Source organism: Oceanobacillus sp. FSL K6-3682 (assembly GCF_037976165.1).
Lineage (GTDB): Bacteria > Bacillota > Bacilli > Bacillales > Amphibacillaceae > Oceanobacillus > Oceanobacillus sojae.
This window is the reverse complement of sequence record NZ_CP150263.1, coordinates 4,432,521-4,459,408: the sequence shown is the minus strand read 5'-3', so window position 1 is coordinate 4,459,408 and position 26,888 is coordinate 4,432,521. Positions and strand designations below refer to the sequence as shown.

The following is a 26,888-nucleotide window of genomic DNA, read 5'->3' as shown; positions in this document are numbered from 1 at the left end:
TATTCTTTTTCTTATTATAAAATTATCTGTATAGATTCACAATGGCAAGTTATTAGCTTGAGGAAAAGGAGGAGAGGTAAAAATGTATAAGTTTGGAGTTATTGGACCAGGTGCAGTCGGTGCTGTCATCGGCGAATCATTACAAAACAGCGATTATCATGTGACATTTCTGGGCAGAAAAGAGGGGAAAGTGTGTATTGAACGCGTAGAAGATCCAGAAAGTACCACTTTTCCTGTAGAGGCTATTTCTGAAGTGGAAACTGTTTTTGATTATTTATTTATCGCAGTGAAAGGAACACAATTGGAAGGGATTATGCCACACTTGGATAAGCTGATGCATGCAGATACCGTTTGTATTCTTTGTCAGAATGGCTATGGACAGTTGGGAAAATTCCAGCTCCCGGGCAATACTTATCAGGCTGTTGTTTATATTAGCGGGCAAAAGAAAGGAAATGTAGTCATGCATTTTCGTGACCGAACCCTGATTTTACCGGAGAATACCGTAACCAAAAAATTAAAGAAAGTGATTGCTGCAAGTAATCTCGATATCCAATTACAATCTGACTATCGTAATGAGGTTTGGTATAAACTGATCGTTAATGTAGCAATTAATTCTGTAACCGCACTCAGCAGAAATACAGCACTTATTTTGCAGGAGGAAAAAGTACAGAGCCTGTGTAAAAGATTAATTCAAGAAGGAGTTGAAATTGCAGCAGCAGAAGGTGTTTATTTCCAGGAAAAGGTGCTGGAGGAAATTATGAAGATTTACGCTGGATATCCTTCTCAGATGGGAACAAGTATGTATTACGATATGATAAATGGGCAATCAATGGAAGTGGAGTATATTCAAGGTTTTTTATATGAGAAGAGCAGAGAGCATGACCTTGATACACCTTGTTTGGATACCGTGTACAGCTTGCTTTTGGCAAGTGAGATGAAGGGTTAGCATATAGATGGTATTTACAGTTTCTCTTTGTTCATGAATGACAGTATAAAGAGAGACTGTTTATTTTGCTGAAAAGTATCGTTATTATAGCAGTCACCATTTTTATGATATAAAAAAGAATCAAAAATTACATATGTTTTTGACGCGTAATCTCATAAAAATTCAAAAATAAGGGTTTACAAATAAAGCGTTTTCATTTAGAATGTATTTAAATTGGTTATAACCAATAGTGATAATGACATAGCTTGTAAGGATAAAGGTCTACTATAAATCTAGAAGACCTTTTATAAATATCCAAATTGGTTATGTCAACATAACCAATTTGGATGGAGATTTTATATTTTATACAAGAAAGCGGGGAAAAGATGATTTATCAAGCTTTAAGCCAAAACACGATTCTATTAAATGAAAGCGCTATCGATTGGGGGGAGGCAGCAAAAAAAGCCGGCGGACTATTATTGGATAATCAATCTATTAAAAAGGAGTATATAGCAGACATGATAGCGTCTGTGCATGAGTTTGGCCCTTATATTGTAATTGCTCCGGGCATTGCATTATTTCATGCGCGACCTGAAGGAAACGTGAACGAGATTTGTTTAAGTTTACTTACGCTTGAAAAGCCAATTGAATTTGGAGCAGGTGATAAAGACCCGGTTGACTTATTATTTGCTCTGGGGGCTGTAGATCATGATTCTCATCTGCAATTAATGGCGGAGCTAATGAAAATATTGAAGGATGGGCAACTGGTCGAGAGAATCAGAACAGCAACGGATGCAAAGAAAGTATTAGAAATGATTAAAAAGAAATTGGAGGAGTAGTTTATGTTATACAAACAATTTTTTTCAAAAGTAGAAGATATCTTAAAAGAAGTTTCACAGAAAGAAGAAAAGAACATTTTGGAAGCAGCTAAAATTATTGAAACATCGATAAAAGATAATGGTGTATTACATGTATTTGGGTGCGGTCATTCACAGATGTATGCCATGGAGCTATTTTATCGTGCGGGAGGTTTGGTGCCGATTAATGCAATTTTATCACCGCCGTTATCATTGGCTCCGTCGGCTCCGTTAAGCACTTTCTCAGAAAGACAGGAAGGGCTGGCCAAGGTGGTACTTAATAACGAAAATGTGGCATCTCAAGATGTAATGTTAATTGTATCTACATCCGGAAGAAATGCTGTCCCGATTGAAATGGCATTTGAAGCGAAAGAAAAAGGAATGAGAGTCATTGTATTGACATCAATGGCGTTTACAGAAGAAGTGGAATCCAGACATAAAGACGGTAAAAAACTCTATCAATTAGCTGATGTTGTATTGGATAATCACGGCAATGCCGGGGACGCAATTATGGAAGTTCATGGACTGGAAGCAAAATTCGGACCGACTTCATCAATTATTGGATTCACTATCCTGCAAAGTGTTGTTGTCCAAGTAATTGATAATCTTGTAAAGAGTGGAGAAGCGCCTCCTGTATATGTCAGTTCTAATTTAGATCAAGGTGATCAAATAAATAGGCAGCATATAGAAAAGTATCGAAATAGGATAACTTGCTTATAAACTTATAAACGGAGGGATTCATTATGGAAATTATTACAGTATGCGGGATGGGATTTGGAACGAGTTTAATGCTTAAAATGACAGTTGACGATATATTGGCAAAAGAAGGGATAAAAGCGGAAGTAAGTGCACTTGACGCCGGATCAGCAAAAGGAAGAACAGCAGATTTAATTATGGCTTCAGCGGATTTAGAATCAGCGCTGGAAGGAGTAGAGATAGATAAAATATATATTCATAACCTTACAGATGATGACGAAATAGAGAAAAAACTACTTGGATATTTAAACCAAAAAGAGTAATGAAGGATTCGTTTTTAAACAATGCTGAAATAATTGATTTGCCAATATAAGGAGGTCCAAAAATGTTAAGGGCAATAGCAGAAATTTTAACAGTCCCAGCCATTACTCTAGGTCTTGTAGCATTGCTCGGCTTATTACTGCAACGGAAAGAAGTGACAGAAGTTGTAAAAGGCACGATAAAAACGATTTTAGGTATACTCATTTTAGGAGCAGGCTCATCATTAATCGTTACAAATTTAGCTCCTTTTGCAGCAATGTTTGAGGAAGCATTTAATTTAAAGGGAGTTGTTCCAGTAGATGAAGCTATTGTAGCAGCTCTTGTTGACTCCGTAACAGCTATTGGGAGAATGACATCTTTTATTTTATTATTTGGTTTTTTAACAAATGTGTTGTTGGCTCGTATTACACCTTTTAAGTATATTTTTTTAACCGGACATATGATGTGGATTTTGGCAGGGGCGCTGGCTTGGGCTTTCTACGACCTAGGTGTATCTGAAACAAATGGAATTATTTTTGGATCATTGATTCATGGAATGACATTAGTATTATTGCCGGCAATTGCACAACCCATTGTCCGAAAAATCACAGGTAATGATAAAGTAGCCTATGGACATCTGACAACAACTGGGGTCGTGTTATCCGCTTTGGTTGGGAAAGCAGCAGGGAATAAAGCGCATGATAGTGAATCGATTAAGATGCCGGAGAAATTAAGCTTTTTTAAAGATACAGCAGTTTCCGTATCAATTGTTATGTTTGTGATTTATATTATTACTGCTTTATTTGCAGGACCGGAAGTAGTGAATCCATTATCTGACGGACAGAACTATCTTGTGTTTAGTACACTAAATGCTCTAGGATTTGCTGCGGGAGTACTTGTTCTATTACAAGGTGTCAGAATGTTTCTTGGTGAAATTGTTCCTGCTTTTAGAGGGATTGCTTTAAAGCTTGTCCCTGGAGCTAAGCCTGCTCTGGATGTACCTATTTTCTTTCCATATGCACCGAATGCGCTGATGTTAGGGTTCATCTTTTCTATCATAGGTATGGTCATTGGAATGTTTATTTCCATACTATTTGGCACAATTGTTCCTCTGCCATCAATTATTGGTGGATTCTTTACAGGAGGTATTGCAGGTATATTTGGGAATGCCATGGGAGGCAGAAGAGGAGCAATGGTATCTGGATGTGTATATGGTATCATCCTGACAATACCAGTTGCACTTTTCTATCCTTTATTTGGATTAGATATTTATGGAGTAGAAGGTCTGGCCTTCCTGGTTCCAGATGGTATTATTGTCCTCGCGCTAATTAAATTGTTCTTTACTTTGAAAATACCAATTCCAGGATTTATATTAGCGGTGATTGCATTAGTCCTGTTAAGTATTTTTTATAAAAAGAAGCAGGCATCTATTAAATAAATAAGTTCAATGTGATTTCAATATACAGAATTAATCTTTAATTAAGAGTGCTCCCTTATAGTAAGTAAAAACTTTTTAAAGGAGGAACAACTTACATGATTCGTAAACGGAAGATTTTCTTTACAGGGTTGGTATTTTTGCTGTTTTTTACTTTTATAGATAGCAAAATTGCAGCTGCAGAAGAAAAAGATGGATGGAAGTTGATGTACCATGAAGATTTTCAAGATTTATTATCATTTGATGACATACCATGGGAAATAGACAATTATGGAGATAATAGCCCTTGGCATGTAGATCATTTAGATGACGATGGGGAATTTTTTCAAATTCAAGGTGGAGTTGATTTTGAGAAGCAGCTGGAAAGCTTTGATTTATTGAGGAAAAGGGTCAGCTTTGGTAAAGACGGGTGGCTGACAGCTGAATTTGCTGTTCGGGATTATGATAGAGATGGTCAGCCCGATACGGAAGCTTCATTGACTAATGTAAGTAAGGACGGCCAACAAGCTGCTGAACTGTCTACCAGCTTTGATTCTGGTTTGATTATTCGATCAACAGAAGCACTGCCATCTCAATATCGTGTCGAATATATTTTAAAAGGAATAGATTATGGAGGAAAGCGAGACGGAACCTTTGATTATGATGATAAACACAATGGATATACAATCGATGAGAGAAAATCAAATTTCCCATGGAAGCGTCAAGGAGATTTCTCGGGAGAATCCAGTCATCTTAATACGAACTTTGGAGATGTTACGAAAGAAAATGGATATTATTTCTTGTCCATTATGGATTATGAGAATCCGGCTCCACATAATAATGTTTTTATCCATAATCATCGTAAAGTTGGAATGGATGCATATAATGTTAGTTCATCCTGGAATAGTGATTATGCTGTTTGTAATCCCAAAACCGGTGAATTATACAGTCAGGCAGATGAACAAAGTTCCAATAATGCAATTAATGGAATCTTTTTTGCAGGTGATACGTTTAGAGATGAATCTATTGGCTATAATTCGTTTATGTTTGAAACAGAATGTGGTTCTTTCTATGATAGTGATACAGAATACTCTATTATTTCCAATGCAGAAATACAGCCTGAGCTTATGCCGGAAGAATCTTATACATTCGCAATAGAACGTACAGATAACAGCTATGTAATGGAGATGTCCGGCAACTTCAAGCATGTTGGTCAGCAAACATTTAGATATGAAAGAGATTTTATTGAAGATGGAAGGCCAATTTGGCACTACAATAATACGTCAGAAGAATATAATGGAGAGTTCAATTCTACATTAACTTTTGAAGGTCCTCATGGCAGCTATTCTGTTGAACAATGGCCCGAGGATTCTGCTTATCCAGATTATTTTCTGTTGGGTATACCTCATATTAATTATTATGAAGGTTCTGCGGTAATAGACGATGTAAAGCTATTTGTTCCTGGGCAGGATGAATCTGAATAACAAGACTGTTTTAGAGAGAAGGAAATAGTAGTTGGTTATAGGCGGTGTGCTGGTTCTGGATTTAATAACTGCGAATTTTTATTGCTGGTTCTGGAATAAGCCATATATATCTATTCTTTCCTATGATATAATCGCAGTAATTTAGCAGTATTTTATTAACCTCCTTTATTCATGTATGTATTTCATGGATAAAGAATATATGTGCAGGGAAGATATGAAGTAATGGATAAAAATAATAGATTGCCTCTTTATTTACAATTAATGGAGGATTTAATAAAAAAAATAGATGAAAGTTATTATCTTGAAGGAGAAAGACTGCCTCCGGAACGGGAGCTATGTGAAATTTATAAGCTGAGCAGAATCACTGTGCGTCAGGCCTTGCAAGAATTGGAAAGAGAAGGATATATTTATAAGGTGCATGGTGCAGGAACGTTTGTATCATCAAAACGCTATAATCAGCATCTTGTAAAACTTTATAGTTTCACAGAAGAGATGAAAAAGAATGGAAAGGTTCCCTCTACAGTTGTCTTGAATTTTGAAGAGACAGTCGTAGATGACCGGCTGGCAAGTAAATTAAAAATTTCTCCCTTCGAAATAGTTATTAAAGTGGTCCGGCTGCAACTTGCCGATGATGAGCCCTTGCTTTATGAGACAACTTATTTGCCGAAAAAGTTTTTTCCAAACCTCTCAAAAGAAGATTTAGAGTCAAGATCGATGTACCAAATTTTTATAGAGGACTATTCGCTTGGAGTTACAAAGGCAATTGAAAGCTTTAAAGCCACTACATTACGTGAAGAAGAAGCGAAGCATTTTCAATTACCTTCTAATCAGTCAGCAATGATGATTAAACGATATGCTTATCATAATGAGTATCTGATTGGATATACACTGGGTATTGCGCGTGGAGATAAGTTTGACTATATAGTAGAATTGACATAACATTTTTAAATTAGAATAATATAAAGAAATAAATTATATAAGAACATGACGTTAAAAGGAGATTCAGACAAATATCAAGTTAAAGATTTGATATTTGTCTGAATCCTTTTTTATTATTTATCTTTAAGGACGCCTGATTGTAAAATGATTTCTATATTGTCTGACTATAGTGAGCTGGTACATATTTTCGTAAATAACATGTAATATGGAAGATAAATGTAAAATTTAATCAGCCATCCATAAAAATATGTTGATTGCATTGTGCTTCTATCTCTCCGATGTTTTATAACTTTTCTTCTGTGGTATTAGTAGGTGTAAAAAACATGTGTAATATTAATATCTGTTTTTTTAATCAGGTAGTAGAGAAAGGAGACCTTAAAATGGAAGCGCCAGGACGACAGAAGAAAAAAAGCTTGGTGGAGAAAAGCATTGTTATTCCTTCTATTGTGATTATAGCAATCTTTAGTGCTCTATTTGCAGTGTATACAAGTGAATCTAAGGAATTATTGGACAGTATTTTTAATACATTAGTAGATTCCTTTAAATGGGGTTATTTAGGGTATGCCCTTTTAATCGTTATAGCCGCAGTGTATTTCTCATTTTCTAAGTATGGGAAAGTAGTTTTAGGAGATCCGGCAAAGAAACCAAGGTACAACTTATTTGAATATGCATCTATTTTAGTTGCGATGGGCCTTGGTTCAACTATCATGCGGACGGGTCTGACGCAATGGAGTGAGGTTGCAAATGATCCGCCATTTGGATTGGAAGCAGGATCAATGGAAGCAATTCTTGCCGGGAATTCCTACAGCATGTTTTTATGGACCTTTCAGACCTTTGCCGTCTTTGTTATGGTAGCTCCGGCGATGGGATATCTTTTGTATGTCCGAAAGAAACCAAGAATGCGTATTTCAGAGGCGTGCCGCGTTATATTCGGTAACAAGTTTACAGACGGAATAGGCGGGGTTATTCTTGATATCCTTTTCTTAGTCAGTATTTTAGCTGGAGCCGCAGTGACCTTAGGTCTTGGTACACCGATTGTTACGTATAATCTGGCGGAGATATTGAATATTGAGGTGACATTTCCATTTACTGTGATTGTTACATTAGTGTGGGTTTTAGGGTTTTCCATCAGTGCTTATGTGGGGATTGATAAAGGAATCAAACGGTTAAGTACATTGAATATGTATCTTGCAGGAGCTTTTGCTCTCCTTATTCTTGCAATTGGGCCAGGAATCTTTATTATGAATTTCTTTTCTGATTCCGTACGTTATTTAATCACTAATTATATGAACTTTTCTCTGTATACCAATTCACTTGATATGGAGGGCGGTACACATATTGAAAGCCATACCGTCTTTTGGTTTGCTTACAATGCAACCTGGGCGATGCTTCACGGTGTTTTTGCAGCGATCGTATCCAAAGGCAGAACGATTAAAGAAATGATTTTAACGTATCTATTGGCGCCTACACTATTATCCTGGATTGCGACAGGTGTCCTTGGAGGACTAAGTGTTCACAGGCAGGTGACAGATGCAGTGCCGGTTCTGGATATTGTTCAAAATCAAGGCTTGGAGCAATCGATTCCTGCTATTTTGAGTTCGTTGCCATTACCGGCATTAACTATCATCTTATTTACGATTATTGCGACGGTTTTCTTAATTACTACATTAGATTCAACAACTTATACCGTAGCAACCTATATGTCTAATCAGGATATGACGAAATCTGCCCCTTATAAATCGTTAAGGATCTTAGTGGCAGTTTTGATTACAGTGCTTGCTCTGACGCTTATGAGTGTAGGAGGCCTTTCTCCGCTGGAAGTGCTATCGGGATTAATGGGGATACCAATTATTATTATTCAGGTTCTAACGGTTTATGCTGCTAAAAAAATGATGGACGAAGATCGGGCCTGGGTAAAAAATGTTCGGAAAGCAAGGTATTCTGCTGAAAAGCAGACCGATTGATAAGCGTGAATTGTAAAAAAAGACAGGGCGCATAAAATTATGCTTGTTATAATAATACGGATCTTTCATAAGCGGGAGCGAAATTAGTTCGCCCGTTATGGAAGATCCGTTTCATTTTTTTAATATCAAGTAAATCAGTTATTCTGCTTTTTTCTTACAATAATACATAGCTATTTTTAGCATAGATAATGGTCCATAAAACCTCATTTATTGATATAAATTTCATCTTATGAAATCCCGGTATTTTTAAGCGACCAAATATCAGTATATTCTACAATCGCTTCCATTTCTTCTGTATATAACTCTATGCCATTGCTTGCGAGGTCTGGATAAATTCTTGTAGAGAGAGTTGCTTCACCATCGTTTACAAATACCTCAACAGAGCATGTATCGACAAACACATGAAGTGCAATTTCGTTATTTTTAGTACGCAAGGGTGCTTTATTAACAGCTTTATGTGAAAGTTCTCCTGCATTTGTTGTATCGACAATTATTTCATTCGTTGCTGAGTCATAGAAAACATTTGTCTGCTCAGATCCATCCTTTGATTGACGTAGACGCAAGCCGACTTTTCCGCCTTTTTCAATTTCTGGTAATGTCCATTTGCATTTCAGCTCATAGCTGTGTTTGAAATAAACATTGGAATTAAGATTATAAGTATCATCCTTTGATAGCATAAGTTTATCATAATGTTTATGGATATCCCGGAGTGTATTTAGTTCCTGAACCGGATGGGAGCGTACGAATCCGTCCTCACCCAATGTGAGCTCGCGAGGGATTGTCATTGCGCCGGACCACTTATCAGCTTTGGATGGGAATTCTGTAAAAGGAAAATCCATCCAGGAAATAAGGATACGCCGTCCTTTCTCGTCCTCAAAAGTCTGTGCAGCATAGAAGTCAATTCCATAGTCAATTTCCCGCTGTGATTCGGGTGTGAAAATTCCTTTTTCATAATCCATACTGCCTGTCATAACTGTACTTTTTCCATTATCCATATTCATTGGAGATGTAATCAATACATACTTATTGCCAAGCGGAAATAGATCTGGACATTCCCACATATCACCCTGAGTGCCGTCACTTTTCGCAGCAATGCCTACATATTCCCATTCCGTAAGATTGCTGGATTTGTATAGTACAATTGCTCCATCCTTATCTATGGCTGTTCCCACAACCATATACCAGAATTCTCCGTGTTTCCACACTTTCGGGTCCCGGAATTCATTGCTTAAACCTTCAGGACTTTTGCTTATAACTGGATTTGCAGGATGTTTTGTGAAGTGTATCCCGTCCGTTGATGTAGCGATAGCCTGTACTTCTTTATTTTCGTTTCCTTCTAAATGGCCTGTATAAATCAGTGTCATGACATCGCCGTTCATTACCGCAGAGCCGGAGAAACACCCCATCTCGCTCTTTGCTTCATCATACTCATAGGCTTCAGATGGGGCTAAGGCAACAGGTTCATGGTTCCAGTGAACAAGGTCTGTACTTGTGGCATGTCCCCAGTGCATCGGGCCCCAGTGAAAGCTATACGGGTTGAACTGGTAAAATAAATGATAAATCCCATTATGTTGGATAAGGCCGTTAGGGTCATTTAACCAACCTACAGGAGCCATAAAATGATAGTTGAGACGATATGAAGCATCCTTTAACTCGTCTTTTGAATTTGCTACTGATTGATTGGCGAGTAAAAGCTGTTCATTGTGTGTCTTCGGCTGTTTCATATGGAATAACCTCATTTCGTTTTGATTTGTGATTACTTAAGAAGAAGATAGCAGCAACTGTGAAAATATAAACAATTGTGCCAAGGACAAAAAATGTCGTTATAAAACCAGTGCTGTCGTAAAGCTTGCCAATTACAGACGAAAAAGCAATAACACCGATTTCACCTGATATTTTAAAACCAATCAGGTAAATTGTAGCAGAAAGCCTTTGATCAAAATTGAGTGCAATATATTTAAAAATAGCAATGAGCAGGATAGGCAGTTCAATCCCGTGAAGAAGCTTGATCAAAGAAATAGCAATAGTACTGTCGACAAGCGCAGAGCCTATAATACGAGTACCCATAATAACACCAGCTAAAATCAATGATTGCTTCGCTCCGACTTTATTAAGAATAAAGGGTGCTGCAAACAGCATGGCTGATTCAAGAAAAACCTGGAATGAATTTAAATACCCAAATACTTGATATCCGATTTCTGTATCGGTGAAATGCTGTGTGAAATAAACTGGAAACAGCTGAACATCATAAATCGTGTAAATACAAGCAGTTCCAAAAAGAAATAAAACAAAATACCAGAACTTTTTCACTTTAACAATGGAAACAATATCCTTTATGCGTAAGCTTGCTGTTTTATCTTCCTCTACTTCATTTACATCGACTTTAAAGAAGCAGTTTAGAAGAAAGAAGCCGATCCCTGCAACAGAAGCAATCCAGAAATTAAGATGAGGGTTAATGCTGAGCAATAATCCAGCAGTTAGAGTAGCACATGCGTATCCAATGGATCCCCACATTCTTGATGTCCCATATTCGAATTTGAATTTCCGGCTTAGTTTCTCGGCGTATGATTCAAGGAACGCAACCCCTGCAATGAAACCGGCTCCAAAATAAATACCGCCTAGAATAGCACCGAGCGTAAAGTTTGACTGCAGGAGCGGTTCGTATACATAAATGATAAACGGCCCTGTTCCGATTAGAAAAATACTCTGAAACCAGATTAAATGTTTCTTGGTGCCGATTTTATCCTGAATAACACCGTATAGGAGCATAAATATCAATGACAGAAAGGAATTGATTGAAAAAACGGTGCCTGTCTGAGACCCCGTTAAACCGAGCGTCCCGTTTAACCAAATGGAATAAAAAGACCACCAAACTGACCATGTAATAAAGAAAAGAAATAAATAGCCGGATGAAAACCAGTAATTTTTATTTTTAAACATATGCATTGTTATCACCTATTCTCTAAATGTAGTAAAATAATATTGTAAAAGGGATGGTTTATGAATTGGAAAAGCGAAACAAATAAAGTTAAAACGTCTTTATAACCTCCTTTGTGAATATAATGAGAATACGTATTCATAAACGATGTTATTTATTATATTCCTCGAAAAATAGTAAGTCAATGATTTTAGAAAACGATTTCTCGCTTGAATTTGTGTTTTCATTGAGCTTAACTGCCTGGTGTTGCTATATTAGAGAGGGATGATTTAGGGATTTATTATTATAAAAAGATTTTATTTTGAAGACTCTATACGAATAAATAATTCGTTTATTAGAATACGAATTCACGGAAAGGGAAGGAGTCTGCTATGGCTAAATTGACAATGAAAGAAATTGCTAAACTGGCAAAAGTTTCACAATCTACTGTCTCGCGTGTTATTAACGGGAATGAAAAAGTTAATGAAGATGCAGCAAAACGGGTCCTTAAGGTTATAGAAGATGTAGGGTATATTCCGAATAGTGCTGCACAAACTTTGAAAAGAAGCCAATCCAAAATTATTGGTGTGTGCGTTACAGAAACGTACAATCCTTATTTTGTAGAGCTGGTTGATGTGCTGGAATCCGAAGCGAGAAAACTAGGATATAGTATTCTCCTGCATAACTCTAAACATAACCCAATCACAGAATGGGAAAGTATTCAAAATTTTATAGCTCGTCAGGCGGATGGAGTAATTTGTATACCTACGGGTGAGTACAACTTACAACGAATGAATAAACTTGGTATCCCAACAGTAATCATTACACAGAACCATCAATCTTTGGATAGCGTTGGCCTTGATCATATGCAGGCCGGGAAAATTGCTGCTGAGAAATTTATACATGCAGGTCATACAAAATTTGGGTTTATTGGCACTGCACTCGATGATAAATTTTTAGGGTATAAAAGTGTATTGTACGAAAATGGTTTCGATTTTGATTTGAACAATTTTATCCGCGTTGAAGAGGCTTCTACAAACAATTATTTAATCCGGCAGGATATTGAATCATACTTAAAAGAGAAGAAAGAGCAACTTGATTTCACGTGTATTTTTGCCGGGAATGATCTGGTGGCTTTGGAATTTTTAGAAATGGCCCAGGAAAGAAAGATTCGAATACCTGAAGATATCAGTTTAATTGGTTTTGATGATACATACCTTTCAAAAATAATGGGAATTTCCAGTATTCATCAACCGATTGAAGATATGGTGAAGACGACGCTTGAGGTTCTTCTCAATCGTATTGAAAATGAAGTATCCACAGAAAAAGTTAATATCAAGTTAGACCCTGTATTAATTGAACGGACAAGCTCTAATTATAAAAAATCATAAGCTTGATGGTTGTTAGTAAAGGAATGTGGGGCCAACATTCAATAATCTTTTGTGAGTTATAAATATATGAAGCGCCCTGTGTATGGCGATTTTAAAAGAAAAGAGGAGTTTATCCATGAAAAAGAAAGTATATTTAAACCATGATGGCGGTGTAGATGATTTAATCTCGCTGTTTTTGTTGTTGCAAATGGAGGATATCAATTTAGCAGGGGTCGGGGTTATTCCAGCAGACTGTTATTTGGAGCCGGCTGTTTATGCAAGCCGTAAAATTATTGACCGTTTTGGAAAAGGGCAGAATATAGAGGTTGCTGCATCCACTTCCCGCGGGAAAAATCCATTTCCAAAAGATTGGCGGATGCACGCTTTCTTTGTAGATGCTCTGCCTATACTAAATGAGTCTGGAAAGATAGAAGCAAAGCTTGCGGAAGAAGCTGCACACGAGCACCTGGTAAAGGTTCTTCGTAAGAGTGATGAGAAAATAACACTTGTATTTGTCGGCCCCTTAACAGACCTGGCAAGAGCATTGGAAATCGCCCCGGATATTGAACAGAAAATTGAAAAGCTTATCTGGATGGGCGGAACATTTCTGGAAAATGGCAATGTTGAGGAGCCGGAGCATGATGGGACTGCGGAATGGAATGCTTTTTGGGACCCGGAAGCAGTGAAAACCGTTTGGGATAGTTCGATTGAAATTGATTTAATTGCTTTGGAAAGCACGAATATGGTTCCATTGACAATCGATGTCAGAGACAGATGGGCTGCTGAACGCCGCGATATCGGAATAGATTTTCTTGGACAGTGCTATGCAATGGTTCCTCCGCTTGTGCATTTTCAAACGAACTCCACTTACTTTTTATGGGATGTATTGACAACAGCGACAGTTGGAAAGCCGGAACTGGTAAAGAAGCAAGAGGTCAAAAGCATTGTGCATCCAAACGGAGCCAGTCAGGGGAAAACCGAGATTTCAGAGTCCGGACGCCCTGTACAATTTGTTTATGAAGTTAATCGTGATGATTTTTTTGATTACATTACGAATTTGGCAAGACAGGAGAAATAAAGTAAATATGTATGATAAAAACCAAGTCTTTTTTTTAGGAAGACTTGGTTTTTTGTGTGTCAGAAAAAATTTCACTCTAATAAAGAAACCAGACATAAATCAACGCTCCAAGTAAGAAGCCTAAAATAAATAGAATCCCTCTTTTCATAATAACTCTCCTCGCTCTTATGTATTGTCTTACTTGTTATTGTACTAAAGAGAGAAGACGATGCAATTCCGGACATTAAAGATATAAAAAATGTTCATATAATTTAAGAAATATACTTAATTAGCATAATACGCATGATATTTCTATTATCTTATAATATCTTCAAATAATTAGAATTATATAATATAGTCTGATAAATAAAAAAGTGAGGTTTTATAGAAGAAAATTTAGTCTTTATCAAGTTTGCTTCTAATAGTTATAAAATATATTTGAAGAAAGCGTTGACAAAATAAAATAGCAATGATAGTATCTTTTTTAGATTCAACTTAGATCTATGTTAGATTTTAGGAGGTGGAATACTTGAAGAGATTGATATTAGGTTTTTATGGAGACGATTTCACTGGATCAACAGATGCAATGGAAGCACTGGATCAATATGGCTTAAAAACAATTTTATTTTTAAAAATACCAAATGAAAAGATGATGGAGCGTTTCCAGGGTGTTGATTGCGTTGGAGTAGCGGGGACTGCCCGCGCGAAAAATAGAAATGGCATGGAAAAAGAATTAGTTCCTGTTTATGATTTTTTTCAAAAAATAAATCCGTATTTTGTTCATTATAAGGTTTGTTCTACCTTTGATTCATCACCAGACGTAGGAAGTATCGGGTTTGCCGGTGATCTTGCCCGGAATTATTTTAATAAAGGCAATTTCCCTTTATTAGTAGCAGCTCCAATGTTAGGGAGATATACAATATTTGGGAACCATTTTGCTGCTTTTCAGGATAAAGTATATCGCCTGGACAGACATCCAGTAATGTCCAGACATCCAGTAACCCCGATGGATGAAGCTGATTTAGCTGTGCATTTGCAGAAACAGACAGAGCAGCAGATAGATAAAGTCAGTATCTTAGACTTGGAAGAGCAGAATGTATCAGAAATCATTGAGAAGCATGCTGAAGAGGATAATATTGTATTGTTTGATGCACTAAACGATATTCATATGGAGAAGGTATCTCAAGTACTTTGGAAAATGAAGGGAACAGATACACAATTTCTATTAGGGTCCTCAGGCATTGAATATGCTTTGGGAGATGCAATGAAAAGGAATCAAGTAGCTTCTCGAGCAGAAAAGGACATAGCACCCTCCAAGATAGAGAAAATATTCTCTGTTTCCGGCAGTGTATCTGAAGTGACAAAGCAGCAGCTGGAGAATGCAGAGGAGGCTGGCTTTCATTTAGAACAAATACCTTATGAATTATTTACTGATGAGGAAAAAGCTGAAGAATTCATGGGGAATATAGTGAAGAAAATAGAGCTTAAGAAAAAGGTAATTATTTATACAGCCAAAGGACCAGATGATCCTATAATTGAAAAAACAAAACAGCATTTACTGGAAGAAGGTATTTCTAGCGAAGATACAGGGATTTACATCGGAAGGAAATTAGGAGAGTGGACCAAGAAGGTTTTAGACCAGATAGAGATTAAGAGGTTAATTATATCTGGGGGCGATACTTCAGGGTTTGTTACATCTAATTTAGATATTTTTGGACTGGAAGTGCTGGATTCTATTGCGCCAGGTGCCCCTTTATGTTTAGCATATTCAGAGAGACCTAAATTTGATGGACTAGAGATTGCATTGAAGAGTGGTCAGTTAGGCGGGCCGCAATTCTTTGAGAAAGTCTATCAGTCCGGCTCTTAATAAACTAAGGGAATGAGCGTAATTATGTTATTAAAAGATGTTGCTTATCAGAAAATTAAAGAAAGAATATTAGAAGAAAACTATGAACCCGGAAGATTTCTGTCAGAAAGAACACTAATAGATGATTTGGGAATGAGTAAAACACCTATAAAAAATGCGCTGGTTCGATTAGAATCAGAAGGATTTGTAACAGTTTCTTCAAAGCAAGGAATTATTGTGAATGATATATCCATTGAAAGAATTAATGATATTTATAATCTGCGGGTTGCTTTAGAAACTTTTAATTGTAATGAGATTTATAAACGCATAACAAAAGAACAATGTAATGAATTAGAAGAGATTGTTTATGCTACGGAGAAAGCGGCAGAAGAAGAGGATGTCAGCTTATTCGCAACACTGGATCATGAATTTCACTTAGCGATTAGTGAATTTGCCGGCAATACGGAGATTACTAAGATTTTATTAAACTATCAAGACCATTTGCGAAGAATTACGTTACGTCATTTAAAGAAAGATCCAGGAAGAGTAAGAAAGTTCTATCAGGAGCATATGGAAATCCTGGAAGCACTTAAAGCAAAAGATAAACGAAGCTCAGAATTGATGAGAGATCATTTGATAGATTCAAAAATGATTTATTTCCAATAGATGAGTTTGGAATAGGGAGAGAGAATCATGAAGGCGGTATTTGTAGATGATGCAGAGAAAGTAGTTGTTAAAGAAGCAACATTACCAGAATTAAAGGAAAATGAGGTTCAAATCAAAGTATCGGTAGCAGGAATTTGCGGCTCGGATATTCACACATATAAAGGGTTGCATCCTTTTAGGAAGCCTCCAGTTATTATTGGGCATGAAGTTGCTGGAGAGGTAGTAGAAGTAGGGGAGAAGGTAACTCGTTTTAAGGTGGGAGACCGGGTTACTGTTGAACCTCAAATAGGCACAGGAGAAAGTGAAGGAATTATGACAGGGAATATTAATTACTCTGATAATCGCTTAGCACCGGGGATGGGAGATTGGCTGGGGACAATGGCAGAGTACTTTATTGCGCCTGAAGCTCAGGTTCTTCCTTTGCCTGATACAGTTACGTATGATGAAGGAGTGCTTGTAGAGCCTTTGGCAGTTGGTGTGCATGCTGCCTATAAGGGAGAAGTACAGCAAACAGACAGAGTCGCTATTTTAGGAGCTGGTCCCATTGGCCTCTTAACGCTTATTGCTGTTAAAGATAGAGGTGTAGAAAACGTTGTTGTTACGGATGTACTTGAATATTCTTTAGAAAAAGCAAAAGAAATGGGGGCTTCCAGTGTAATTAATATTAAAGAGAAACAAAACTGGGTTAATGAAGCAAAAGAGGTACTGGATAAGGGTTCATTTGATAAAGTTTTCATTACTGCCGGAGTTCCCGGGATTGTGAATGATGCGTTGAATTTATTAAAAAAAGGTGGCCGTGTAGTAACTGTAGCTATGTTTCATGGTCAACAGGAAATTGATATTGAGCAGCTGCAGCAAAACGAAAAAGAAGTAGTCGGCTGTATGACATACAATCGTCCCGATTCGGAGAAGGCTCTGGAAATTATCACAAAAGGTGAATTAGGTGTCGACAAGGTTATTTCACATAAATTACATTACGAAGAAGCTGGAAAAGGATTTAAGATGGTCGACAAAAAGCTGGATAATTCTGTGAAAGTTCTTATTTCTTTTGAATAGGAGGATGAAAATGAAATCAAAAATAGTATTTTTACTCTTATTAATAACGGCCTTTTTTCTAGCTGCTTGTAATCAGGGAACTGCTGATGGAAAAGAAACAAAAGTATTACGGCTTGGACATATCCAAAATGAATCTAATGCTTGGCATAAAGGATCATTGAAATTTGCTGAGCTGGTCGAAGAAAAAACAAATGGCTCTGTCAAAGTAGAGGTTTATCCAAGCTCTACTTTGGGAGAAGACCGTGACCTGGTGGAAGGGATGCAGATAGGCACAGTAGATTTTGCATTAGTAGCAGGGGTTATGTCCAATTTTTATGAACCATATTCTATTTTGGAATTACCTTATTTATTTCACGATTTAGATCACCTGGAAGAGTTTGTTTATGGCGATGAAGGTAAGCGTTTGCAGGATGATATGTTAGAAGAGACGGGAGTCAGAGGACTGGAATTTTGGTTGCGTGGACCTAGAGAATTAACCACGAATAAATTGGTAGAGAGTCCGGAAGATTTAAGAGGACAAAAAATTCGTGTACCTAACATTGAGGCATCTGTAGAAGGATGGAAAGCAATGGGAGCCAGTCCAACGCCGATGAATTTTGGGGAAGTCTATTCCTCTTTGCAAACGGGAGTAATAGATGCTCAAGAAAATCCAATAGAGTTTACTGCCAGTGCCCGCATCCAAGAGGTACAAAATTATCTTGTGATGACAGATCATGTATTTGGGTATGTGCAGCTTTTAATGAGCGATAAAACATTTGAAGAACTGACGGAAGCAGAAAGTGAAGCTGTTTTGGAAGCAGCTGAAGAGGCTAGAAACTACCAAAATGATTTGGTTTTTCAGGAGGAGGAAGCAGCTATTCAAGCCATGCTGGATGCCGATGTAGAAATTATCGAAGTTGATCAGGAGCCATTTAGAGAGGCAGTGCAGGATATTAACGAAAAATTAGCTGATAAGTATGGGAGAGAGCTATATGACACCATACAGAGTATGAGGGAGTAAAGCTTATGAATAAGTATATTAAAACAATAGACAAAATAAATAGTGGTGTGAAGTATCTGGTGGCAGTATTGCTGATTATTCTGGCTATATTAGTCGTATTACAGGTAACAACTCGTTTTATTATCAATATTCCTCTCAGTTGGACAGAAGAGTTAGCAAAATATTTAATGATCTATATTGTATTTTTAGGATCTGGTCTTGCTTTTCGTAACAATCAGCATATTGCAATTGATTTTCTTTTAGAGGTTTCAAGCCCAAAAATAAGAGAAAAACTGGGAAAACTTGTTTTATGGATAAGTGCGATTTTTTGCTTAGCATTAGCGTACTTTGGGATACATCTGACTTATCTGGTAATTGATCAGTCTACGCCAACTTTACAGTATTCTATGGCTTGGGCTTATGCTGCTATGCCTATAGGTTCACTTTTGATGTTCTTTAATATTATTGCAGCAGGAATAGATCCGGATAAAAAAAGCGTGGAAGGTGATGTCCAATGATTTTTGTTTTAGTTGTATCTTTACTCTTGTTATTTTTAATTGGCGTTCCAGTCGCCATTTCATTGGGGATTTCATCTAGTTTAGCACTTTTAGTAGCGGGAGATATTCCATTACTTGCCTTGGCACAAAGAGCATTTGTTTCTCTGGACTCATTTCCATTACTTGCCATTCCTCTATTTATACTGGCTGGATCTTTGATGGAGCATGGGGGAATATCACAAAGATTAATTAATTTGGCAAATGCTGCTACAGGGCATGTATCAGGCGGTCTGGCTATTGTAACTGTTGTAACCACAATGTTTTTTGCTGCCATTACTGGATCAAGTGTAGCAGCAACAGCTGCACTCGGTGCGATTTTAATCCCTGCGATGATAAAAAGAGGCTACGAAAAAGAATTTGCTGGCGGCGTTCAATCTATTTCAGGAACACTTGGCATTATTATGCCTCCAAGTATTCCGTTGATTCTTTATGGTACAGCTGTAGGCGCTTCTATAGGAGACCTATTTGTTGCTGGAATGGTTCCCGGGGTAATAATTGGAATTGGCTTGGTTATTACAGTATATATCCTTGCAAAAAAGAGAAATTACTCAAAGGAACCAAAAAAATCAGCAAAAGAAATTTGGAAAGCATTTGTTGAAGCAATTCCGGCCTTAATTATGCCAGTTATTATATTAGGTGGAATTTATAGTGGTATTTTTACTGCAACGGAAGCCGCTGGGGTAGCGGTAGCTTATGCATTTATTGTGAGTGTTGTATTCTATCGGGCAATTACGAAAGAGAATATTAAAGCAATCTTAACACAAGCGTCTTTAACTACTGCTACACTTATGCTGATTCTTTCTACAGCAGGACTGTTCAGCTGGATTTTAACGATTGAAAATATTCCACAGCAGGTAGCTGGGTTCATAACCTCTATTTCTGACAATCCAATGATATTCTTAGGAATTGTTATCCTGTTGTTATTAATCGTTGGAATGTTTATGGAAACAAATGCTTCTATTATTATTTTAGCGCCTATACTTGTTCCGGTAGCTGCAGAGCTTGGAATTAATTCGGTTCATTTCGGTATTGTAATGATTGTCACACTTGCGATTGGGATGGTTACGCCACCATTAGGACTGAACCTATTTGTTGTATCTAAGATAGCTCATCTTCGTATAGACAGATTAACAAGAAGCCTTGTGCCATTTTATATAGCTATACTGATCTGTTTACTTATAGTTACTTTTATTCCTGGATTAACAATGAGTGTTGTGGAATGGATGAAATAAATAGAGGAGAGGATGACAGAGAATGAATAAACAAATATTAAAGGAACTGCAAATGACAGGAAAGTTTATGATGGATAAAGATCTGGCTTGGGGTACAGCAGGAAATATCAGTGCGAGGGAGGAAAATGGTTATATCATTTCAGCTACTGGTACGTACTTGGGAGAATTGGATATGGGCAGCTTTTCATTATGCAAAGCTGGCAATCAGATAGCCGGAGAAAAGCCTTCCAAAGAGTATCTGATGCACGAAGGGATTTATGAAGAAAGGCCAGAAATAAATGCAGTTCTACATGCTTCTCCTTTTTACAGTACATTAATTGCAAATTCTGATCTAAATTTACCATCGAATTATTTTGTGGAGTCGATGTATTATCTTGAAAGAATTGTAAGGATTCCGTTTTATCATCCGGGCAGTAAAGAATTAGCACAGGCAGTTAAAGAAAGAGCAAAGGATTCCAATGTATTCTTATTGGAGAATCATGGAATAATTGTCTGTGATACAAGTCTAAAAGAAGCCCGTACAGCTTTACAGACATTAGAGTATACAGCTCGAATGCATGTTACAGCTTTAGAAAAGAATATTAACATGAATGGATTAAGTGAAGAAACAGTGTATGACTTCCTTCATCATTCAGGTTATAAACCCCTTCGTAAATGGCAATAAAATAACCATACCTCGTTATGAAGTAACTTTTAAAGGTGGAGTGAAACTCGTGCTTTAAAAAACTTCTATAGAGGTATGGTCTTTTTGTATAACGATCTATTCACTGATATAAACAATTGAAACAATTCTTGAGTATTTACTTAGTTTTAAAATTATTGCGTGTGTATCAATTACTCAAGTCATCAAAATAGAAAAAGCACTATAAACAAGTAATAAGCCCATAACAATATTAAATATAGTCTGATAACGGGATAAAAAATTTTGAAGTACTGAGCCAAATAAGCTCCAAGTAACAGAACTGAAAATACCTACAATGCCAAGAAAAAGGCAAAAGAGTATATAGCTTGAATAGGAGCTGTAATAAGGCAGCAGGAACGTAGATACAACTGCAATACCATATAAAATTGCTTTTGGATTAATAAATTGCATCAATGTGCCGACGACAAATAAATTCTTATGTGCTTTTGTGGGAGGCTCTCCGCTGTTTCCTGAACTGGTGAATGTTTTAAAGGCAAGGTATAACATGTAGAAAACACCCAAAAATTTTAATGGTGTTTCAATGAAAGGCAAAATTTCAATTAAAGCCCGATTAAAAAAACTGCAAATTAAAGCAATCAGACAGAAACCTGAGCCAACACCAATACAAAAGGAAAGCGTATTTCGAAACCCATAGCGATTTGCAAAAGAAATAGCCATAAAATTATTTGGGCCAGGTGTAAAACTGCTGATAAAAACAAATGTGAGGAAAGCAGAAATTGGCATTGGTGTAAATCTCCTTTTGAATAATTCAGAATAACGTTTATTATACATGAAATAAAGCTGAGAACGCAGCTTTTATTTATTCATGTAAGGAAAAAACACATAAGAAAAAAGCCGAGTCTTTTCTACAGGGGCTTGGCTTTTCTTATGTATCTGACTGGTTCGGATTATGGGAAATAAAATACAAAAGAGTATCTCTTTTATATTAGAATTTTTCTCTTATATGTAAATATATTTAATATAATGAAATCCTAACAAAATCCATTTCTGTATGAAAGCGCCTACAGAATAAATTTCCTATAGGGGAGGAAATTTACCTAATATAGCGATTGCTTAAATTATATTATAAATTAGATGCATAGGAAGGTTGGGATTAAGGTGAGTAAGAAACACAATCAACTAATTAACTTTCTATCAAATCAGGAACAGGAGTATGTCCCTGCTGTCCAAATTGCTGAGGCTATTGGGGTGACAGATCGAACGATTCGAAATTATATCAAGGAGATTAATGAGAAGTCTAATCAAATTTCTATTGTCTCTTCCTCAGAAGGCTATAAGCTTCAAACGGAAGATATAAATATGCTGATAGTTAATGAAGCAGAGCTGGAAGAGACATTGCTGGATTTTGAAATTGTTCAATTTCTGATGACTAGAGATGATTATACTACTTACGATGAAATTGCGGATAAATTCTTTTATTCACCTCAAACCATTCGCAGCAGAATTCAGAAATTGACAATGAATATGGATAAGCTGGGGATTGATGTTTCAATAGATACAAAGGTATTTAAAGGTATTATGCTGGTGGGCACAGAAATACAAAAACGTGTTTTACTGGAGAATCTTTTCACTTCTATTTCTATAAAGAAGGAGGTCTATAAAGACTTTTTAACAAAGAACTTCTGTAATTGGGTTGATGAGGATGTAATAGAAAGCATTTTAAACCTGGTAGAGGAAATTAATATAAAATATGACTTAAACTTAGAATTTTTAATGTATAAAAAAATGTCAGTCCAATTGATTATTATGATCTCACGAATTGAAAGCGGCAATCATGTTGTTATTGAATTAAGTGAGGAAATGGATTTTAAAGATTTTAAAGAATTTGAAGTGGCAAGTGCTTTTTGTAACGGCATTCTTCAATATGTAATCGCTTCAGAAAGTGAACGTATTTACTTAACCAATTATTTAATGTCGCTGCACTTAGATTTAGAAGAACCTGGAGTAGAAAACAAAGATTTGCAGACTGTAAAGAAAATTGAGCAGATTTTATTGAATATAGAGCAAGCTTACCAAGTACCAACCTATTCTCAAAAGAAATTTAAAAGTAATATTTTGAATCATATTTATCGAATTATTTACCCGGTATCCCATAACCTGCTTATTTATAATCCTTTTGTAAAGGAAACGAAATCAGAGTATTTTTTCTCATTTAGCATTGCTTCGAATATTGCATTGAAGATTGAAAAGGAATTTAATGTTGAAATTCATGACAGTGAAATAGCTTATTTAGCTTATCATATTCAAAATATTTTCGAAGCTCAGGATAAGAAAAGAATAAAGACAATCATTTTATATAGCAGAAATTATGAGCGTACAAAGCTGCTCTCATCCAAAATAGCAACCTATTTTAATGAATTGGAAATTTATAAAATAGAGAAATGCTCTCAGGATTATACTTTTCATGAAAATTGTTTGTATATCGGCATCGATTTAGCGTTTACTCCAAAGACCAAAAAAGACATTATTATGATTCAAAACGGGCTTCATAATGGGGAAATAAAAAAGATCCGATTTTTTCTTGAATCTCAAAACTCTATCATAGAACGTGCCAATATTTTTTGGATAAACGAAAATAACCCGGAGCAAGCGATCCAAAATCTTCTACAAAGCAATCAACGGGGACAGTTTATTGAAGCGGTTATGAAAAGAGAAAAAATGTCTTATACCTCTATCGGGAATTTAGTAGCTATTCCGCATCCCTATTTTGAAATGCAGGAATATAAAGAAGAAGTCATTATTGGAATAAATCAGAAAGCGATTGAATGGGGAAATGAACTGGTTCAATTGATTATTATTTATTTACCATCTGATGATGTGGAAAGAAATGAATATATTTTTACGGAATTTTTCCAGAAAACGAAAAATATAAAAGATGTTATGAAGCTAGTTCAAATGGAAACAAAGGAAGAATTCATACATTGTTGGAATCAAATTTAAATGAGGAGTGATGATGATGTTATTAAATATGAAAGATTTATTAAAAACAGCATATGAAAATCAGTTTGCAGTAGGGTCTTATAATGTGGCCAATAGTGAGTTTGTAAGAGTAGTGATTGAGGCGGCGGAAGAAAAGAATGCACCTGCTATTATACAGATTCATCCAAACGAAATTGAACTGCTGGGAGATGAATTTACAGCTTACGTAAGAGAGATTTGTCAGCGCACCTCTATACCGGTAGCTATTCATTTAGACCACGGGGCTTCTGTTCAAGATGTCATGCGGGCTATTAGAAATGGTTTTACCTCTGTGATGATAGATGCTTCTCATGCTTCCTTTGAAGACAATATAGCGATTACGAAAGAAGTGGTGCAGCTGGCGCATGCTGTCAATGTATCTGTAGAGGCGGAATTAGGAACTATCGGATCGAATGATAACAGCTCAGAAGGCGGTGCAGACGAAATCTTATATACCGATCCTCAGGATGCAAAGATATTTGTTGAGGAGACTGGAGTCGATACGCTGGCTGTTGCTATTGGAACTTCTCATGGGCAATATAAACATGCTGGTAAACCAGAATTAAAATTAGATTTACTTCAAGAAATTCATCAGCAAGTTAATATTCCCTTGGTTCTTCATGGAGGAAGTGACAATAAAGATGAGGAAATTTCGCAGACCTATCTTCACGGGGTTTCAAAAATTAATCTTTCAACCGATATGAAAAATGCCTTCTTCCAAGAAATGCGCAGCTTTTTAACGGAAAATCAAGGTGCATATGAACCGGATGTAATTATGCCGAGTGCTCGTAACGCAGCAAAAGAAGTGGTAAAGAAAAAAATGGATTTATTTAATTCAACAAATCATGCGCATCTTTATTTTAAATAAATGGCAGAGCGAGGGAGAGCAATGGAATTTATTGATATTCTCACAAAAGAAAATATTATTTTAAATTTAAAAGGAAAAAATCAGGATGAAGTGATCAATGAATTAGTGGGAAGATTAGCTGACAACAAGCTTACTAGTAATCCGGAAGAATTTAAGCAGGCTATCTATAAAAGAGAAAGTGAAATTTCTACAGCTGTTGGGTATAGTGTTGCGATTCCTCATGCTAAAAGCAAAACAATCTCAAAGCCTGCTATTATATTTGGAAGAACATTAGAAGGAATTGATTATGGAGGGCAGCATACTAATCTTATATTTATGATTGCAGCACCTGAGAATGCTTCTGATGATCATCTGGAATTGTTATCCAGACTTTCAACTTTCCTGATGGATGAAACCTTTAGAGCGAAGCTGCTGGTTGCTCTGTCTACCGATGAAATTGTTAGTGTTATAGAGGAATATGAGAAACAAAAAAAGAGTGAAAATATAGAAAAAAATGACAGCGATAAATATTTAATTGGAATTACAGGGTGTATGACAGGGATTGCACATACGTATATGGCGGCAGAGGCGTTAAAAGAGGCAGCCCGAAAACGGGGAATGAAAGCAAAAATACAAACAAATGGTGCAAATGGTCCTGAAAACAGGTTGACTGCCAAAGATATTCAAAATGCAGATGCTATTGTGGTTGCACATGACGTGAACGTGGACACATCTGGATTCAAAGGGAAGAAATATGTAGATGTACCTGTGAAAAAAGCGATTAATCACGCTGACGAACTAATTGATCAGGCGCTATCTTATAATATAAAAGAGATAAACAGAGATTCTGCAGAAGTAAAAGAAGAGAAAGAAGAAGCTTCTGAAGAAAAAGGCGGCCTGCAATTTTATAAACATATTATGAGCGGTGTTTCTTACATGATTCCATTCGTGGTTGTAGGCGGAATATTTATAGCGATATCCTTTATGTTTGGAATTTATGCCGCAGACCCTGAAAGTGAGCAGTATAACATATTTGCTCATTTCTTTAGCCAGGTTGGAGGAGACGCTGCCTTTGCATTAATGGTTCCGATTTTAGCAGGATTCATTGGCTATAGTATTGCAGGTAAACTGGGATTAGCACCTGCAATGATTGGTGGAATGATGGCGAATATAGGAGATGCGGGATTCCTTGGAGGAATGATCGCCGGTTTTGTAGGGGGCTTTGCTGCAAAATTTATTGCCAAGTCTATGAGAAAAGTTTCGAAATCATTCCAAGGATTGATTTCTATATTAGTTGTACCTTTACTAAGTACATTAATCGTCGGAGCTTTTATGTTTTTCGTTTTAAATACCCCGATGTCAGCACTAAATGAATTTTTAGAGGGCTGGTTAAGAGGTTTAACAGGAGTTAATGCTGCTATTCTGGGTGCTCTGCTGGCAGGAATGATGGCTTCTGATATGGGAGGCCCCATCAATAAAACTGCGTCTGCTTTTGGTTTAGCGATGTTTGCAGCTAATATTTTTGAGCCTTCAGCTGCATTAATGGTTGGTGGAATGGTTCCACCAATTGGAATTGCTTTGGCAACGACGATTTTTAAAAATAGATTTACCGGCCCGGAAAGAGAAGCAGGAAAAGCCAGTTATGTACTTGGGGCCAGCTTTATCACAGAAGGAGCCATACCGTTTGCTGCAGCAGATCCTTTAAGAGTTATACCAGCGAATATTATTGGAGCCGCTATAGGTGGAGGCATCTGTATGGCACTGGATATCTCTTTAAAGGCGCCACATGGAGGTATTTTTGTAATACCGATAGCAAGTAATAAACCTTTATTGTATATTGGATGTATTTTATTAGGTTCCATTATTACCTGTTGTATTTTAGGATTTTTGAAGAAACCTTTATCAGAGGAAGATAGAAAAAAAGGGAAAGAAATGAGCTCCATTTTTTAATATTAATATATTTAGAAAGAGTTAAGCGGCTGGTCTAGAATAAGTCGCTTAACTTTTTTGTTTTGGGGTAATATATAATATAAATTTAGCTGATGTGATGCTTCTCCCATTCTTAAATAATCTATGTTATAATTCAAAACAACGCATAAATTTGCATGAATTTAGTATAAA

Annotated in this window: 23 protein-coding genes; 20 read left to right on the top strand and 3 right to left on the bottom strand. The window is 36.5% G+C overall.

Translation table 11 applies throughout. From position 1 onward, the window contains the following. Positions 1-82: 82 nt before the first annotated feature. The 8 genes from MHH51_RS21585 (at position 83) to MHH51_RS21550 (ending at position 8,579) form a co-directional block, all read left to right on the top strand. Positions 83-946 carry an oxidoreductase gene (locus MHH51_RS21585; protein ID WP_156986135.1) on the top strand — a complete coding sequence of 288 codons (864 nt, stop codon included), beginning with the start codon at positions 83-85 and terminating at the stop codon, positions 944-946. Between the two features lie 365 nt (positions 947-1,311). Continuing rightward, positions 1,312-1,764 (top strand): PTS sugar transporter subunit IIA, encoded by a 453-nt coding sequence (locus MHH51_RS21580; RefSeq protein WP_339283530.1) that lies wholly within the window; start codon positions 1,312-1,314, stop codon positions 1,762-1,764. A gap of 3 nt (positions 1,765-1,767) precedes the next feature. Continuing rightward, positions 1,768-2,502 (top strand): SIS domain-containing protein, encoded by a 735-nt coding sequence (locus MHH51_RS21575; protein WP_147211839.1) that lies wholly within the window; start codon positions 1,768-1,770, stop codon positions 2,500-2,502. A gap of 23 nt (positions 2,503-2,525) precedes the next feature. Further along, positions 2,526-2,801, top strand: a complete 276-nt coding sequence (locus tag MHH51_RS21570; protein WP_147211838.1) for a PTS sugar transporter subunit IIB — start codon at positions 2,526-2,528, stop codon at positions 2,799-2,801. A gap of 62 nt (positions 2,802-2,863) precedes the next feature. Next, the gene (locus MHH51_RS21565) at positions 2,864-4,216 is read left to right on the top strand and encodes a PTS ascorbate transporter subunit IIC (protein WP_339283528.1); all 1,353 of its coding nucleotides are present in this window, start codon (positions 2,864-2,866) and stop codon (positions 4,214-4,216) included. Between the two features lie 95 nt (positions 4,217-4,311). After that, entirely contained in the window at positions 4,312-5,676 is a 1,365-nt protein-coding gene (locus tag MHH51_RS21560) for a hypothetical protein (RefSeq protein WP_339283526.1), read from the top strand. A 222-nt stretch (positions 5,677-5,898) separates the two neighbouring features. Further along, entirely contained in the window at positions 5,899-6,615 is a 717-nt protein-coding gene (locus tag MHH51_RS21555; protein ID WP_147211835.1) for a GntR family transcriptional regulator, read from the top strand. Between the two features lie 380 nt (positions 6,616-6,995). Beyond that, positions 6,996-8,579 (top strand): BCCT family transporter, encoded by a 1,584-nt coding sequence (locus MHH51_RS21550; protein WP_339283524.1) that lies wholly within the window; start codon positions 6,996-6,998, stop codon positions 8,577-8,579. Positions 8,580-8,806: 227 nt separating this feature from the next. On the opposite strand, the gene MHH51_RS21545 is transcribed toward MHH51_RS21550, so the two are convergent. Next, a complete protein-coding gene (locus tag MHH51_RS21545; protein ID WP_339283523.1) occupies positions 8,807-10,303 on the bottom strand; it encodes a glycoside hydrolase family 32 protein in 1,497 nt (498 codons plus the stop codon). Continuing rightward, the gene (locus MHH51_RS21540; RefSeq protein WP_339283522.1) at positions 10,278-11,525 is read right to left on the bottom strand and encodes an MFS transporter; all 1,248 of its coding nucleotides are present in this window, start codon (positions 11,523-11,525) and stop codon (positions 10,278-10,280) included. Before MHH51_RS21540 ends, MHH51_RS21545 begins: the two co-directional genes overlap by 26 nt. A 363-nt stretch (positions 11,526-11,888) precedes the next feature. Here MHH51_RS21540 and MHH51_RS21535 point away from each other — a divergent pair, with 363 nt between their 5' ends. The 9 genes from MHH51_RS21535 (at position 11,889) to MHH51_RS21495 (ending at position 20,923) form a co-directional block, all read left to right on the top strand. Beyond that, positions 11,889-12,887 carry a LacI family DNA-binding transcriptional regulator gene (locus MHH51_RS21535; protein ID WP_147211832.1) on the top strand — a complete coding sequence of 333 codons (999 nt, stop codon included), beginning with the start codon at positions 11,889-11,891 and terminating at the stop codon, positions 12,885-12,887. A gap of 115 nt (positions 12,888-13,002) precedes the next feature. After that, positions 13,003-13,944 (top strand): nucleoside hydrolase, encoded by a 942-nt coding sequence (locus MHH51_RS21530; protein WP_147211831.1) that lies wholly within the window; start codon positions 13,003-13,005, stop codon positions 13,942-13,944. A 499-nt stretch (positions 13,945-14,443) separates the two neighbouring features. After that, the gene (locus MHH51_RS21525; protein ID WP_246145211.1) at positions 14,444-15,790 is read left to right on the top strand and encodes a four-carbon acid sugar kinase family protein; all 1,347 of its coding nucleotides are present in this window, start codon (positions 14,444-14,446) and stop codon (positions 15,788-15,790) included. Between the two features lie 24 nt (positions 15,791-15,814). Beyond that, positions 15,815-16,435, top strand: coding sequence for a GntR family transcriptional regulator (locus tag MHH51_RS21520; protein WP_147211907.1), 621 nt, complete (start codon positions 15,815-15,817; stop codon positions 16,433-16,435). A gap of 27 nt (positions 16,436-16,462) precedes the next feature. Next, positions 16,463-17,491 carry an alcohol dehydrogenase catalytic domain-containing protein gene (locus MHH51_RS21515; RefSeq protein WP_339283521.1) on the top strand — a complete coding sequence of 343 codons (1,029 nt, stop codon included), beginning with the start codon at positions 16,463-16,465 and terminating at the stop codon, positions 17,489-17,491. A gap of 10 nt (positions 17,492-17,501) precedes the next feature. After that, on the top strand, positions 17,502-18,491 hold the full coding sequence (locus MHH51_RS21510) for a TRAP transporter substrate-binding protein (RefSeq protein ID WP_339283519.1): 990 nt from the start codon (positions 17,502-17,504) through the stop codon (positions 18,489-18,491). Between the two features lie 5 nt (positions 18,492-18,496). After that, positions 18,497-18,988: a TRAP transporter small permease gene (locus tag MHH51_RS21505; protein WP_339283517.1), complete on the top strand. Its 492-nt coding sequence runs from the start codon at positions 18,497-18,499 to the stop codon at positions 18,986-18,988. Next, entirely contained in the window at positions 18,985-20,259 is a 1,275-nt protein-coding gene (locus MHH51_RS21500) for a TRAP transporter large permease (RefSeq protein ID WP_147211826.1), read from the top strand. Before MHH51_RS21505 ends, MHH51_RS21500 begins: the two co-directional genes overlap by 4 nt. Before the next feature lie 22 nt (positions 20,260-20,281). Continuing rightward, a complete protein-coding gene (locus tag MHH51_RS21495) occupies positions 20,282-20,923 on the top strand; it encodes a class II aldolase/adducin family protein (protein WP_339283516.1) in 642 nt (213 codons plus the stop codon). A gap of 174 nt (positions 20,924-21,097) precedes the next feature. Here the strand turns inward: MHH51_RS21495 and MHH51_RS21490 are convergent, their stop codons facing one another. Continuing rightward, positions 21,098-21,685, bottom strand: coding sequence for a LysE family transporter (locus tag MHH51_RS21490; protein ID WP_147211824.1), 588 nt, complete (start codon positions 21,683-21,685; stop codon positions 21,098-21,100). A 375-nt stretch (positions 21,686-22,060) separates the two neighbouring features. Here MHH51_RS21490 and MHH51_RS21485 point away from each other — a divergent pair, with 375 nt between their 5' ends. The 3 genes from MHH51_RS21485 to MHH51_RS21475 are packed head-to-tail and all read left to right on the top strand — an operon-like array spanning position 22,061 to position 26,717. Continuing rightward, positions 22,061-23,902 carry a PRD domain-containing protein gene (locus tag MHH51_RS21485; protein WP_339283515.1) on the top strand — a complete coding sequence of 614 codons (1,842 nt, stop codon included), beginning with the start codon at positions 22,061-22,063 and terminating at the stop codon, positions 23,900-23,902. Between the two features lie 16 nt (positions 23,903-23,918). Continuing rightward, positions 23,919-24,788 (top strand): ketose-bisphosphate aldolase, encoded by an 870-nt coding sequence (locus tag MHH51_RS21480; protein ID WP_147211822.1) that lies wholly within the window; start codon positions 23,919-23,921, stop codon positions 24,786-24,788. Positions 24,789-24,809: 21 nt separating this feature from the next. Further along, a complete protein-coding gene (locus MHH51_RS21475; protein ID WP_339283513.1) occupies positions 24,810-26,717 on the top strand; it encodes a fructose-specific PTS transporter subunit EIIC in 1,908 nt (635 codons plus the stop codon). Positions 26,718-26,888: the final 171 nt, after the last annotated feature.

Excerpts from the sequence above, each read along its gene's own strand:
- MHH51_RS21545 (WP_339283523.1), bottom strand. The coding sequence starts at position 10,303 with ATGAAACAGCCGAAGACACACAATGAACAGCTTTTACTCGCCAATCAA.
- MHH51_RS21535 (WP_147211832.1), top strand. The coding sequence starts at position 11,889 with ATGGCTAAATTGACAATGAAAGAAATTGCTAAACTGGCAAAAGTTTCA.
- MHH51_RS21555 (WP_147211835.1), top strand. The coding sequence starts at position 5,899 with ATGGATAAAAATAATAGATTGCCTCTTTATTTACAATTAATGGAGGAT.
- MHH51_RS21495 (WP_339283516.1), top strand. The coding sequence starts at position 20,282 with ATGAATAAACAAATATTAAAGGAACTGCAAATGACAGGAAAGTTTATG.
- MHH51_RS21575 (WP_147211839.1), top strand. The coding sequence starts at position 1,768 with ATGTTATACAAACAATTTTTTTCAAAAGTAGAAGATATCTTAAAAGAA.
- MHH51_RS21520 (WP_147211907.1), top strand. The coding sequence starts at position 15,815 with ATGTTATTAAAAGATGTTGCTTATCAGAAAATTAAAGAAAGAATATTA.
- MHH51_RS21570 (WP_147211838.1), top strand. The coding sequence starts at position 2,526 with ATGGAAATTATTACAGTATGCGGGATGGGATTTGGAACGAGTTTAATG.
- MHH51_RS21475 (WP_339283513.1), top strand. The coding sequence starts at position 24,810 with ATGGAATTTATTGATATTCTCACAAAAGAAAATATTATTTTAAATTTA.
- MHH51_RS21565 (WP_339283528.1), top strand. The coding sequence starts at position 2,864 with ATGTTAAGGGCAATAGCAGAAATTTTAACAGTCCCAGCCATTACTCTA.
- MHH51_RS21480 (WP_147211822.1), top strand. The coding sequence starts at position 23,919 with ATGTTATTAAATATGAAAGATTTATTAAAAACAGCATATGAAAATCAG.
- MHH51_RS21515 (WP_339283521.1), top strand. The coding sequence starts at position 16,463 with ATGAAGGCGGTATTTGTAGATGATGCAGAGAAAGTAGTTGTTAAAGAA.
- MHH51_RS21500 (WP_147211826.1), top strand. The coding sequence starts at position 18,985 with ATGATTTTTGTTTTAGTTGTATCTTTACTCTTGTTATTTTTAATTGGC.
- MHH51_RS21490 (WP_147211824.1), bottom strand. The coding sequence starts at position 21,685 with ATGCCAATTTCTGCTTTCCTCACATTTGTTTTTATCAGCAGTTTTACA.
- MHH51_RS21560 (WP_339283526.1), top strand. The coding sequence starts at position 4,312 with ATGATTCGTAAACGGAAGATTTTCTTTACAGGGTTGGTATTTTTGCTG.
- MHH51_RS21550 (WP_339283524.1), top strand. The coding sequence starts at position 6,996 with ATGGAAGCGCCAGGACGACAGAAGAAAAAAAGCTTGGTGGAGAAAAGC.
- MHH51_RS21505 (WP_339283517.1), top strand. The coding sequence starts at position 18,497 with ATGAATAAGTATATTAAAACAATAGACAAAATAAATAGTGGTGTGAAG.
- MHH51_RS21540 (WP_339283522.1), bottom strand. The coding sequence starts at position 11,525 with ATGCATATGTTTAAAAATAAAAATTACTGGTTTTCATCCGGCTATTTA.
- MHH51_RS21510 (WP_339283519.1), top strand. The coding sequence starts at position 17,502 with ATGAAATCAAAAATAGTATTTTTACTCTTATTAATAACGGCCTTTTTT.
- MHH51_RS21580 (WP_339283530.1), top strand. The coding sequence starts at position 1,312 with ATGATTTATCAAGCTTTAAGCCAAAACACGATTCTATTAAATGAAAGC.
- MHH51_RS21585 (WP_156986135.1), top strand. The coding sequence starts at position 83 with ATGTATAAGTTTGGAGTTATTGGACCAGGTGCAGTCGGTGCTGTCATC.
- MHH51_RS21530 (WP_147211831.1), top strand. The coding sequence starts at position 13,003 with ATGAAAAAGAAAGTATATTTAAACCATGATGGCGGTGTAGATGATTTA.